General features: G+C 68.0%; 9 protein-coding genes. 8 read left to right on the top strand and 1 reads right to left on the bottom strand.

What is annotated here, in order from left to right:
• Positions 1 to 23: 23 nt before the first annotated feature.
• Positions 24 to 554: a GtrA family protein gene (locus tag C7474_RS11605; protein ID WP_121060185.1), complete on the top strand. Its 531-nt coding sequence runs from the start codon at positions 24 to 26 to the stop codon at positions 552 to 554.
• A 6-nt stretch (positions 555 to 560) separates the two neighbouring features.
• Here the strand turns inward: C7474_RS11605 and C7474_RS15055 are convergent, their stop codons facing one another.
• Complete coding sequence (locus tag C7474_RS15055; protein ID WP_158597334.1) at positions 561 to 1,355, bottom strand: hypothetical protein; 795 nt, start codon at positions 1,353 to 1,355, stop codon at positions 561 to 563.
• On the opposite strand from C7474_RS15055, the gene C7474_RS11600 reads away from it, so the two are divergent.
• The 7 genes from C7474_RS11600 (at position 1,329) to C7474_RS11570 (ending at position 12,767) form a co-directional block, all read left to right on the top strand.
• On the top strand, positions 1,329 to 3,590 hold the full coding sequence (locus tag C7474_RS11600) for a rhamnan synthesis F family protein (RefSeq protein WP_158597333.1): 2,262 nt from the start codon (positions 1,329 to 1,331) through the stop codon (positions 3,588 to 3,590). The two genes, C7474_RS15055 and C7474_RS11600, sit on opposite strands and share 27 nt — an antisense overlap.
• Positions 3,577 to 5,547, top strand: coding sequence for a rhamnan synthesis F family protein (locus C7474_RS11595; RefSeq protein ID WP_121060180.1), 1,971 nt, complete (start codon positions 3,577 to 3,579; stop codon positions 5,545 to 5,547). The genes C7474_RS11600 and C7474_RS11595 overlap by 14 nt, the downstream gene beginning before the upstream one ends.
• Positions 5,544 to 6,692 (top strand): UDP-galactopyranose mutase, encoded by a 1,149-nt coding sequence (gene glf / locus C7474_RS11590; protein ID WP_121060178.1) that lies wholly within the window; start codon positions 5,544 to 5,546, stop codon positions 6,690 to 6,692. The genes C7474_RS11595 and glf overlap by 4 nt, the downstream gene beginning before the upstream one ends.
• Position 6,693: 1 nt before the next feature.
• On the top strand, positions 6,694 to 8,529 hold the full coding sequence (locus tag C7474_RS11585; protein WP_121060176.1) for a glycosyltransferase: 1,836 nt from the start codon (positions 6,694 to 6,696) through the stop codon (positions 8,527 to 8,529).
• Positions 8,526 to 10,544 carry a DUF6541 family protein gene (locus C7474_RS11580; RefSeq protein ID WP_121060174.1) on the top strand — a complete coding sequence of 673 codons (2,019 nt, stop codon included), beginning with the start codon at positions 8,526 to 8,528 and terminating at the stop codon, positions 10,542 to 10,544. Before C7474_RS11585 ends, C7474_RS11580 begins: the two co-directional genes overlap by 4 nt.
• A 220-nt stretch (positions 10,545 to 10,764) precedes the next feature.
• Positions 10,765 to 11,556 (top strand): ABC transporter permease, encoded by a 792-nt coding sequence (locus tag C7474_RS11575; protein ID WP_241965220.1) that lies wholly within the window; start codon positions 10,765 to 10,767, stop codon positions 11,554 to 11,556.
• 32 nt (positions 11,557 to 11,588) lie between these two features.
• Positions 11,589 to 12,767 (top strand): ATP-binding cassette domain-containing protein, encoded by a 1,179-nt coding sequence (locus C7474_RS11570; RefSeq protein WP_158597331.1) that lies wholly within the window; start codon positions 11,589 to 11,591, stop codon positions 12,765 to 12,767.
• Positions 12,768 to 12,779 lie beyond the last annotated feature (12 nt).

Genomic DNA, 12,779 nt, shown 5'->3' with positions numbered 1-12,779 from the left:
CGGGAAGACGTCGGCGCGCGGCGATGACCAAGTTATCATGGAGGCGGTGCGGGCCCGGCTCGCGGAGAGGCCGGTCGGTGAGTTCGTCCCACTCCCTCGTTTCCTACCTGCGCAAGGGGGGAGCCTTCCTTGTCGTCGGTGGCGTAGCGTTCGTCGTGGATGCCGTGACGTTCAACCTCCTGGCCTTCGGGTTCAGCGGTGCCGGCCCGCTCTACGACCTGCCGGTCGTTGCCAAGGTCATCGCGATCGCCGTCGCGACGGTGGTCACGTACATCGGCAACCGCTACTGGACCTTCGGATCGCGGCAGATCAAGCGGCGCCTGTCGCGGTACGTCGTATTCGTGCTCTTGAACCTGGTCGCGATGGGGCTGCAATTGGGCTGTCTGGCGTTCTCGCGTTACGTGCTGGGGTTGGAGGGCCCGGTGGCGGACAACATCTCCGGAACGCTGATCGGTCAGGCTCTCGCGACTGTCTTCCGCTTCTTCACCTACGACCGCTGGGTCTTTCCCGATGAAGACGGCGAAGGGCGTCGGATCGCTGTCGAGCAGGCCTGATCATCCTCAGCCCGGCCAGGCCCTGCCCTCGGTCGAGTTGCGGGCATCGGACCAGATGCGCGCGTATGACCGCGGGGTGTGCGTGTCGCGCAGCTGGGAGTCGTTCGCGTCCGCCCATACGTTCGATGAGTTGAGGGTGACGACCTGGGATCCCGGGACGAAGGCCCAATGCGCCGGGGCCACAGCCACCTGCGCCGTCGGATAGCCCGCTTCCGCCGCGACGAAGTCGATCCAAATGTCGTCGGCACGCGGCGCGTGCTGCAGGAACGTACGACCGCGCCGGCGCAGTTCGTGTTGGAGTCCCACCGGCAGCAATTGGCCGGACACCGACGTCGCGAAATGGTCGAATCCGGGCTCGTTCGTCAGGCAGGGCGCCCAGCCGCGATAGGGGCGGAAAGCCTGTGGCTCGTCCATGACGATGCGATGGGCGCGGTGGGCGACGACCGTGTTCTCATGTGCGACGGCGTGACCGCGGAGTCGCTCGAGCCACCACGGCGGATACACGATGTCGTCATCGCAGGTGACGAGCGGACCGTCCGGCTCGTGGGACTCCAGATACGGCCAGAACTTCGTGTACGGACCCAAACCGGGCTCGGCGGCCAGTATCTCGAGACCCCGCCGCTGCAGCCGACGCAACTTGCGACCGAGACGCGGCACGGGCGTCTCGAGCCAGAGGATGATGCGTCCGGGGAGGGCCGTGCCGCGACCGATGGATTCGATCGCGAGCCACGCCGTCGACACGCGGTCCCCGAAGCTCGTCAGGGTGACGGTCTCGTGCGCGGCCGGGTCGATCAGACGCACCCGGGACCGCAGGTTCCTGAGCCAGAGCGAGCGGACGTCCGCCGCTGTCTCCGGCGTCAGTGCATCCGGTCCCTTCTCGCTGTACGGAAGGCCGCCGAATCGGACGAGCGCGACACGGATGGCACGCCGGGCGGCACGTCGGACGCGGGCCAGAGCGTGCCGTGGGATGCTGTGCATTCGCTCACGATAGTCGGCGCGGTGACGGGCTTCGCATCATTCCGTGCGCGAGGGGCGGCTAGAATTCCAGGGCGGAAGCCGCGTGGCCGGCATCCCGTCTGCATCATCTCCACCGACGAAAGAGCCCCACGGATGACGGTTGTTCCCGAGGAAGCTCGACAGAACCTGGGGCGCGACATCGTCTATGCCGTGACCGCTCGTGGGGACGGGCTTCCCGCGGATGTACGCCTCGCGCTCACCGCCCTCGCAGGCGTCGCCCGCACGCTGGTCGTGCTCCTGCCCGCAACCTCGGGCGAGGCGATGCGGGCGCAGGCGAAGGCGCTCGGAGGGATTGTCGTCGTCGCGGATGCCGACACCTTTTCGCGCCGCTGGTATGCGAAGGCGCTTGCCGAGCTTGTTGACCGCGTCGGCGGCCGCCCGGTCCGTGTTGCTCTGACCGGTGACGTCGTGATCGGGCCCGTCGGACGGCTCGCCGACTTCATCGGGCGGATGGACGCCGGCGAGATCGACGCGTGGGACGGCGTGCAGAACGCGGATCACGTCCGCGAGAGCTTCGATTCTCAAGGATTCCCGGCTGTCGACCGACCGTTCGCCTGGTTCGACGTCTCGGCGAGCATCGCACGCTCCGCCGCTTGGTACGACTTCTGGGATCAGGGGGAGAGCCTGAGGGACCGCGACCGCGCTGCACTGTTGAGCGCGCTGGCTGCGGCGGGTGCCCGCACCGCCTATGCGTTCCCGGCGAGCGTGATCGGCTCGGCGGATCCGGCCCTGTTCGACGCGGTGCCGCTACTGGAGGCCGGTTGGCCGTTCGTGGACAAGGCTGTGTTCCAGTCCTACCCGCCATTCCTCGATCGCAAGGCCATCCTGGGTCGCGACATCGCCGAGGCGATGATCTCACGCGGGTATCCCGCGGAGGCACTGTGGGCCGGGCTCGCCCGCACGACTTCACCCAAGACGCTCAACACCAACGCCAGCATGCTCGAGGTGCTTCACGATGAGGTCGACGCGTACGACGAAGCGGCGCCGTTGCGCACCGTCGCCGTCGCGCACATGAGCGACCCGGAAGGCGCCGACGCCGTATTCGGTGGGATCGCTCACCTACCCGGGACGGTCGACGTCGTCGTCACGACGTCGAGCGGCTTCGCGGCATCCCGTTTGGAACGACTGATGGAGGACTGGGCGAACGGCCGGCCGGGGGCGGTCGAGGTGCGGGTCACCCCCACAAGTCGCGGTCGCGACATGGCCGACCTGTTCGTCGGGTGCCGCGACCTCATCCTGCCCGACCGTTACGATCTGCTGGTCAAGCTGCACGCCCGCCGCTCCGACCGCAAGACCGTCAATCGCCTGCGCTACTTCCGCCGGTACCAGCTCGAGAATCTCGTCGGGACGCCGGCGCACGCGCGCAACGTTGTCGCGATGTTCCAGCGCGAGCCCGGTCTCGGGCTGGTGTTCCCGCCGACGATGCACATCGGCTACGCGATGATGGGCCGGGCCTGGGCAGGGCTGCGGGGGTACGCCCTCCGCATGCTGGCGCGCGACAAAATCGACGTGCCGCTCGATGAGATCTCCCCATTGGCGCCGTTCGGCGGGATGTGGATCGCGCGCACCGCGGCCCTGCGTCCGCTCGCCGAGCACGGATGGTCACTCGCCGACTATGGGCATCGGGGAGCCGGCCGGTACGGCGACCTCGCGAAGCTCCAGGAGCGCGTCGTCGTGTCGTTCGCCGCGTCGCGCGGCTTCCACGTTCGGACGGTCCTCACGGCCGAGCACGCGGCCATCAGCCACACCGCTCTCGACTACAAGACCGACGAGCTGTTCTCGACGACCCGTGGCTACCCGGTGGAGCAGATCCAGCTGATGCAGCGCGCCGGGGCGGCCGGACACGGTGGTCCGGTCGCGCTCATGCGGATGTACGTGAACCTCAACCACCCGCACCTGTCCGCCGTGCTGCGCCCCCTCTACCGGGTCGCTTTCGCGGGGCTGCGGTTCGTGAGCAGTATCAAGCGGTTGCTGGGTCGCCTCGTCCACGTCGTCAGGAGGCACGATGAAGACCGCTGAGCTCGTCGTCGACGCTCCCCGGGCGCACACGGCGTTCCCCGTCGACGGCTCCCGTCTGCTGATCTACGTCGTCTACGACCCGCGCGGCGACGTCGAGGACTACATTCCACACGCGCTGAGCGCGCTCCGGGAACATTGCACGCGCATCGTCACCGTGGTCAACGGCGCCCTGACCGACCGTGGTCGCGAGCGGCTGGCCGTCGTCAGCGACGAGGTGATCGAGCGCGAGAACCGCGGGTACGACATCTGGGGCTACAAGGCGGGACTGGACTCCGTCGGCGACGGCATTGCCGCCTATGACGAGGTGCTGCTGGTCAACGACACCTGGTTCGGGCCGGTGCGTCCATTCGGCCCCGTCTTCGAGCGCATGGACCGACGCCCGCTGCACTTCTGGGGGATGACCGACCACATCCGCGTCGAGCCGCACCCCTTCACAGCTGACGCCTACCTGCCTTACCACTTGCAGTCGTACTGGGTCGCCGTGCGCCGAGAGATGTTCGAGAGCGAGGAATGGCGCGCCTATTGGCGCGACCTTCCCGAGATGACCTCCTACTCGGACGCGGTCTCCAAGCACGAGGGGGTCTTCACCGAGCACTTCACGTCGCAGCGATTCGTCGGGGAGGTCGCCTTCCCGACACTGACCGACAAGATCGAGAACCACGCGGTGCTCTACGCGGAGCAGCTGCTCGATGCGGGCTGCCCGACGCTGAAGCGTCGTCCATTTTTCCAGTGGCCGCCATTCCTGGACGCGCTCGCCGTTGTGGGACGCTGGACCCTGGACGCCGCGGAGCGCTACGGCTACCCGGTCGAGCTGATCTATGCGGACTTGGCCCGGAACGTTCCGCCCAAGGTGTTCAACGCCGACGCGGCCATGCTCTCGGTGCTCTCCGACGAGGCCGCGGGGTATGACCCGGATTCGCCGGTGCGCATCCTCGCCGTCGCGCACGTGTTCTACGTCGAAATGATCGACGAGATGGTCGACCGGCTCGACACGCTACCGGGCGCCTACGACCTGATCGTCACGACGCCCGACGAGGGGCGCGCCGTCGCCCTCCGCGAGCGGCTCGCCGAGCGCGTGGCGCGGGGCGCCGTCGACGTCCGAGTCGTCGCGTCGAACGACGGGCGCGACCAGTCGGCGTTCCTCATCGGATGCCGCGCGGAACTGCTGTCGGACGAATACGACCTCGTCGTCAAGATCCATTCCAAGAAGACGCCGCAGGACGGCCGCAATGTCGGTGCCCACTTCGTCGAACAACAGTTCGGCAACCTGCTGCCGTCGTCCGGCTACGCGGCGAACGTGGTCGGTCTGTTCCAGAAAGAACCAGGGCTGGGACTCGCCTTCCCACCGATGATCCATCTCGGCTACCCCACGCTCGGGCACGCATGGTGGGCGAACAAACCGAACTTCCTCGCCCTCGCGGGCCGGCTGGGGATCCGCGTGCCCGTCGACGAATCCTCGCCGCTGGCGCCGTACGGCTCCATGTTCTTCGCGCGCCCCGCCGCGCTGCGACTGCTGGTCAAGGCGGAGTGGTCGTACGCGGAGTTCGCGGGGGCATACGACGACGGCAGTCTCGCGCACGTGCTGGAGCGGCTCCCCGTCTATGCGGCCGGCGAGCTCGGCTACCACGCTCGCACAATCGCGCATCCGCGGTACCTGGCGGCCAGCCACACCGCCCTCGAGTACAACCTCGACCAGTTCTCCTCGACGCTCCCCGGCGATATCGCCTTCCAGATCGGGATGATGAAGCGGATCGGCCCGATCGGCGACGGACGTTTGCGCGATTTCCTCGCGATCGGGCTGCGAATGTATCGTCCGCAGGATGTGGAACGGGGGATGGGCGCCTTCGATAGGCTCGCTCGGGCCGCCCGCGCCGTCCGCCATCCGAGGCGAGCCTTTCATCGGGCGGGATCGCTGATACGGCGCTCGGTCGGTAACGGGAAGGAAGACAGAGCATGACCACCTCCCCGGATCTCCTCGTCGTCGGGTCGGGCTTCTTCGGTCTGACCGTCGCCGAACGCGCCGCCTCAGCGGGGCGGAAGGTCACCGTCATAGACCGGCGCTCCCACATCGGTGGCAACGCCTACACCGAGAACGAGCCGAGTACCGGCATCGAGGTGCACAAGTATGGCGCACACCTCTTCCACACCTCGAATGCGACGGTGTGGGAGTACGTCAACCGCTTCACAGCGTTCACCTCTTACGTTCACCGCGTCTACACGACGCACAAGGGTGTGGTGTTCCCGCTGCCTATCAACCTCGGCACGATCAACCAGTTCTTCCAGGCCGCATACACGCCGGACGAAGCGCGCGCGCTCGTACACGAGTTGGCGGGGGAGTTCGACCCCACGCGGGCCCAGAACCTCGAGGAACGCGCGATCGGACTGATCGGCCGCCCGCTGTACGAGGCGTTCATCCGCGACTACACCGCCAAGCAGTGGCAAACGGCGCCGACCGAGCTGCCCGCATCCGTGATTTCGCGTCTGCCGGTGCGCTATACCTACGACAACCGCTACTTCAACGACACCTGGGAGGGGCTGCCGGTCGACGGCTACACCGCCTGGCTGGAGCGGATGGCTGACCATCCGAACATCGAGGTCGCCCTCGATGTCGACTTCTTCGACGAGGCTCAGCCGCTCAACAAGGACGCGACGGTCGGCCAGCTGCCGATCGTCTATACCGGCCCGGTCGACCGCTACTTCGACTATGCCGCGGGAGAGCTGTCGTGGCGGACGCTCGACTTCGAGCAGGAAGTGCTCGAGATCGGCGACTTCCAGGGCACGAGCGTCATGAACTATGCGGACGCCGACGTGCCGTACACCCGCATCCACGAGTTCAAGCACTTCCACCCCGAGCGTGCCGACCGCTACCCCGCTGACCGCACCGTCATCGTGCGGGAGTACTCCCGCTTCGCCGAGCGCGCCGACGAGCCGTACTACCCGGTCAACACCACCGCCGACCGCACCGGGCTTCTGGCCTACCGCGACCTCCAACAGGGCGAAGTCGGCGTGCACTTCGGAGGCCGGCTGGGCACATATCAGTACCTCGACATGCACATGGCGATCGGCTCCGCGCTGAGCATGTGGAACAACACCCTCGCCTGACGTGACTGCAGCCGCCGTGCACCATCGCGTCGCCCGCGTCGTGCTCCCCGTCGATGGACGCGAGGCGACCGTGCCTCTGTACCTCGACGGCGGCGCCCCCGCCGGCGTGGTGATCACCGGCCGGCGCTCCGTCGATCTCCGGGCCGGCGCGACGGTCTCCTTCGGGTCATACTTCAACGCTTTTCCGGCCGCCTACTGGCAGCGCGACACCGGAGCGAGGACCGTGCGCCTGACGGTACGCGCGGCCGGCGGGGGTACGCTGCGCGTGTGGCGTTCGGACGCAGCCGCGCGGGCGACGACCGTGCGCACCGAGGGCCTCGGCTCCGAGCCGCTGGTCTTGGACCTGCCGCTGTCCGGGTTCGACGACGGCGGCGCCTACTGGTTCGATTTGACTGCCGGTGGTGGTGCCCTCCGTCTGGACGAAGCCGACTGGTCGCTTCCTGGTGACCCTCCGCGACGGTCGACCGTGTCGGTGGGGATGACGACGTTCAACCGTCCGGTCGAGTGTCTGTCCCAGCTCCGCCAACTCGCCGACGATGGCGAGCTGGAACGCGTCGTTCGTCGCATCTTCGTGATCGACCAGGGAGACGATCTCGTGGCGGACCAGCCGGGCTTCGCCGAGGTCGCGGCGCGGCTGGGCGATCGCCTCCACGTCCTTCGGCAGCGCAACATCGGCGGATCGGGCGGGTTCTCCCGAGCGATGTCCGAGGCCCTCGCCGAAGACGAGGACGCCTACGTCGTGCTGCTCGACGACGACGCCGTTTCCGAGCCCGAGTCACTACTGCGCGCCGTCGCCTACGCCGACAACGCCCGCGGCCCGCTCCTGGTCGGCGGCGGGATGCTCCACCTCGACGACCCCGGCGTGCTCTACACGCAGTCCGAACAGTGGGACAAGCGCATCGGGTGGGTATGCCTGGACCGCGACGACGCCTACGACCACGACTTCGCCCGCGCCCCGTTCCGGGATGCGCCGGCGTTCCATCAGCTGCAGCGCTCCGATTTCAACGGTTGGTGGATGTGCCTCATCCCGCTGCCGCTGCTGCGCGATCACGGCTTGTCGTGGCCGCTGTTCATCAAGGGCGACGATGTGGAGTTCGGACGGCGCGCCGCGGCGGCTGGCGTACCCACCGTGAGCGTCCCCGGCATCGCCGTCTGGCACCTCGGGTGGCGAGGCAAGGCACCCACCCGAAGCTGGGAGGCCTACTACTTGCATCGGAACAGGCTCATCGGCGAACTCCTGCACGCCGCTCCGCGGCGCCCGCTCGGCATCATGGTCCACTCGTTGCTGGGCGATCTGAAACCGCTGCTCGGCCTCCAGTACGGAGCAGTGCGATTGCGCGCGCTCGCGATTTCGGACGTGCTCGCCGGCCCCGACGTCCTGCCCGGATACCTCGACAGTCGCCTCAGCGAGGTGCGCGCGCTGCGCGCGCGATTCCCCGACGGCGCGGTCGTCGAGCCGCAGCCGGGACTGCCGCCGGCCCCCGAGGTCTCCGGTGGTGCGGTCGCGCTACTCCGTGCGGTCGTGCGCCAGTTCCTCCTGCCGGTATCCGTAGCCGCCCGGCGCGCTCCGCAGGCGCAGATGTCGGCCGAACGGGCGGGGTGGCCGGTGTTCTCCGTCCTGGATTCGGCACTCGTCCAGACGGCGGACGGGGAGGCGGTGAACTGGTTCCGGCGCAGTCGGCGGGCGAGTTGGCGCGGACTCGCTCGGAGCCTGCGTCTGCATGCGGTGCTGTGGTTGCGGTGGCCGGCCCTGGCCCGCGCATTCCGATCGGCTGCTCGGGTGCTCACCTCGGATGAGAGCTGGCGGGATGTGTTCGCGGGACGGCCCCGTCCGTGAGCTGGCTCGAGCTGCTACCCATCGTGGCGGCCGCGGTGCTCGTCGTGCTCGTTCCCGGACTCCTCGCGACAGCGCCGCTGCGTCTGGCGGTGGTGACCCGCATCGCGGTGTCCGGCATGATCGGGATCGCCGCCCTCGCCCTCGCCGGGGTGGTGTTCGGTGCGTTGAGAGTCCCGTTCGGTGCCTGGCAGAGCTTGGTCGTCGCCGCGGCGCTCGGCGGCGCCGCGTGGCTCTACAGCCGTCGAAGCCGAGGTGCATCGCCGTCCACACCCGTCGTGCGATCGTGGCGGCTGGGTGTCGCGTGGTTCGTGGCCGCCGTCATCGTCGCCGTCGTCGCGTTCGGCGAGATCCCGGCCGCGGATCGCATCAGTCAGACCTACGACAACGTCTTCCATCTCTCCGCAACCGCCCGCATCCTCGCGGACGGCAACGCTTCATCGCTGACCCTGCGCACCATCACCGAGACGGTCAAGACCTTCTCGTACTATCCAGCGGCCTGGCACACGCTCGTGGCCGCCGTAGTGCAGACAACAGGCGCGTCCATCGCCGCCGCAGCAAATGCCGCGTGGATCGCTGTGGCCGCTGCGGTCTGGCTCCCCGGTGCGGCCTGGCTCGCGCAGGTGCTGTTGCCGCGGTTCGCACCCGCTCGTGTGGCCGTCGTCGCTCTCCCCCTCGGCTCGGCGTTCGCGGCGATGCCTTACAGCCTGCTCACCTGGGGGACGCTCTATCCCACCTTCCTCGCCGCCGCGTTGTTGCCGGTCGCGGTCGCAGCGCCGGTGGCGGTGCTCGGCGGGCGCGGACGCGCGCGGCGACGCGGTGTGCGCCTCGGCTTCGGGCTCGGCGGGGCCGTGAGCATCCTCGCCCTGGGCGCCATCGGCGCTTCGCAGCCGCGTGTGCTCATGACTTGGGCCGTCATCGTCGCGCCCTTCGTCGCTGCTCGGGCCTGGGGTGCCTATCGGCGGGCACGGCGCGCCGGCGCCATCCGCCGCCGCCGCGCCGGTTGGTGGGCTGTCGCGACGGCGGCCGCGACATGCGTGGTCGTCGCCGGCGGTTTCGCCTTCCTCGTGCTCAGTCTCGGGCTTTTCGAGCGTCCGCTGAAGGATCGTCTCGGCGGCCCGCAGGCCCAGGCGACACAGAGCGTCGCGGACGGGTTGCTGCAGGTCGCGGCGCAGGCCTGGCCCACCGGGGTCGGGTCGGTCGTGGTGGTCCCCTCGCTGCTGCTCGCCCTCGCGGTCGGGCTGGGGCTGATTCTGGCGGCCCGGCGGCCGGAACTGCGGTGGGCAGTGCTGTCGTACGCGATCCTCGCCGTGCTCTTCGCGCTCGCCGCGGGCGCCGACGACGTGTTCGCGAAGCTTGCGACGGCGCTCTGGTATAAGGACCGCTACCGACTCAGCTCCGCTCTGCCGGTGCTGGGCGTCACCTTCGCCACCCTGGGCATCCTCTGGCTTTCGCGCCGGCTGAGCAGCCGTCGGCCCCGCTGGCGCCCCCTGATCACTCTGATTGCCGTGGTGGCGACGGTGCTCTCCAGCGCTGTCGGGATGCGCCTGGGCGGCGTCTCTGCATCGGCCGCCGTCGTCTTCCGCCTTCCGGACGTCCAGGCCGACTCGGCGGTGGTCTCTCGAACCCAGATCGACTTCATGCGTGACGAGGTAGCGCGAATCGTACCCGCCGGTCAACGACTGCTCGGCGACCCCTGGGACGGCTCAGCGTTGTCCGAGGTGTACTCCGGGCGCGAGCCCGTGTTCCCGCACGTCAATGGCCTTCTCGACCCGGATCGCACGCTCCTATCGACTGACCTGCGCGACATCGACGAGGATCCAGCGGTCTGCGCCGCCCTCGACTCGCTGCGGGTGCGGTACGTGCTCTATGACCCGCACGAGTTCGGCGGAGGGGATCCGGCCGGCAATCGGTATGCCGGTGTGCACGCTGCCGTGGAGGCGGGGCTGTTCACCGAGATCGAGTCTGCTGGAACGACCCGGCTGTACGCGATCGAGCAGTGCGGGCCGCTGCCGTGAACGCAGTATCGGGAACCGGCGCGCGACCCGGGGGATACGCAGGGTCGGCGGGTATAGTTGACGGCTGTTGTGAGCGAGAGGTAGAGGGCAGCACTTGAACGAGAGCGCGGCCGCACGGTTCGACCGATTGGCGTCCCTGTCCCTGCAACCGGTCACCCCGGCGCGAGCGGGAATCGGAGGGTTCTGGCGTACCGTCGCAGACATCTGGGCGCACCGACAGTTGCTGAGCCTCCTGGTGCGGCGCGACGTCAAGGCACGCTACAAGGACAGCGTCCTGGGCATGCTGTGGACGCTCATCAACCCGCTGGTGCAGCTGGCCGTGTACTACCTCGTGATGGGGCAGATTCTCGGCGCCGCCCGTGGCATCCCCGAGTTCGCCGTCTACATTTTCTCCGGGCTCACGATCTACGGCCTCTTCTCCGAGACGCTTTCGGGGTCGACGGGTTCGATCGTTGCCAACGGCGGACTGGTCAAGAAGGTCTATGTCCCGCGTGAGGTGTTCCCGCTTGCGTCCGTCGGATCGGCGCTGTTCACCTTCGGCGTGCAGACGCTCGTGCTCATCGTGGCGAGCTTCACACTGGGCACCCCGCCGCTGTCGTGGGACTTGCTGTACTTCTTCCCCTCCGTGATGTTGATCTTGATCTACGCGCTCGCCCTCGGGTTGCTGCTGTCAGCGCTGAACGTCTACTTGCGCGACGTGCAGTATCTCATCCAGGTGGTCCTGATGCTCGTGCTGTGGTCTTCTCCGATCGTCTACGCCTGGACGATGGTCACGACCGTGATCGCCAACTTCCACTTGCCGACCTGGTTGCTGGAGATCTACACCGCGAGCCCCGTCACTCTCGCCGTGCTCGGCTTCCACAAGGCATTCTGGAGCGGTGGCGGTGAGGGCGATTACCCCTCGGACCTGCTGCTGCGGATGGGGATCGCGGCGCTCATCGGACTCGTCCTGCTGGTGCTGTGCCAGCGCGTCTTCGCCCGTCTGCAGGGCAACTTCGCCCAGGAGCTGTGACCATGCCCGAGTACATCGCCGCTCCCGACGTCGTGGTCGTCGACCAGGTGTCCAAGCACTTCACGTTGCGCAAGGACAACTCTCTCAAGGAACGCGTCGTCACCTTCGGGCGCCGAGGGAAGGCTCACCAGGAACAGTTCCAGGCGCTCAAGGATGTGAGCTTCGCCATCCCTGCCGGATCTTCCATTGCACTGATGGGCCCGAACGGTTCGGGTAAGAGCACGATGCTGAAGGTCATCGGCGGCATCATCGATCCCAGCTCGGGAAGCGTCCTGCGCCGCGGGCGTCTCGCAGCGCTGCTGGAGCTCGGCGCGGGGTTCCATCCCGATCTGTCCGGGCGAGACAACGTCTATCTCAACGCTTCCATCTTGGGCCTGACGCGGGAGCAGACCGACGAGCGGTTCGACAGCATCGTGGCCTTCTCCGAGATCGGCGACTTCATCGACACGCAGGTGAAGTTCTATTCCTCGGGCATGTATGTGCGCCTCGCCTTCGCCGTCGCGATCCACACCGACCCCGACATCCTGCTCGTGGACGAGGTGCTGGCCGTCGGTGACGAGGCGTTCCAGCGCAAGTGCATGGACAAGATCCGCGAGTTCCAGCGCGAGGGACGCACGATCATCCTTGTCTCGCACTCCGCCGCGCAGGTCATGGACATCTGCGACCAGGGGGTGGTGCTCAGCCATGGTGAGGTCGCTTTCATCGGTGATGCCGCCGAGGCGACCAAGGTGCACCGCGAGATCCTCGAGGGCAAGCGCCAGTCCAACGGCGAGGTCGTCGCAGATGGCGACGAGAAGCGGGCCGCGAGCGTCACGGCGATCCGTGTGCTCAACGCCGCCGGTGATCCGATCCAGGATGCGAACCCGGGGGAGGACTTGATCATCCAGATCGACGTCGACCACGCTGCCGCGCACGATGTCTGGTACACCTCGTTCAGCATCGACACGCCCACCGGCCAGCAGGTCTTCGGAACCGGCGCACACAGGCTCGGCTCCGCGCACGATGCTGTCGCGTCGGGGGCGGTCACCGTGGAGTACCTGATCCCGCGTATCACCTTCGGTGGGGGCCAGTACTTCGTGAACGCCGACGTCTCCGACGGTGATCGCAATCGGATGGACGTCCTCTGGCAGGGTACGCACTTCTTCGTGCCCATGGTCGCGAGCCAGACAGGGACCGTCTACGCGGAGGCACGTCTTCTGCGCGAACGGTGAGTCAGCTTTCTC

Source organism: Microbacterium telephonicum (genome assembly GCF_003651225.1).
Lineage (GTDB): Bacteria > Actinomycetota > Actinomycetes > Actinomycetales > Microbacteriaceae > Microbacterium > Microbacterium telephonicum.
Note: the sequence above shows the minus strand (reverse complement) of the source record. Positions and strands in the feature narration are given on the sequence as shown.

Bases quoted from the DNA above. Each gene is read 5' to 3' on its own strand.
- C7474_RS11605 (WP_121060185.1), top strand. From the start codon at position 24: ATGACCAAGTTATCATGGAGGCGGTGCGGGCCCGGCTCGCGGAGAGGC.
- C7474_RS11595 (WP_121060180.1), top strand. From the start codon at position 3,577: ATGAAGACCGCTGAGCTCGTCGTCGACGCTCCCCGGGCGCACACGGCG.
- glf (WP_121060178.1), top strand. From the start codon at position 5,544: ATGACCACCTCCCCGGATCTCCTCGTCGTCGGGTCGGGCTTCTTCGGT.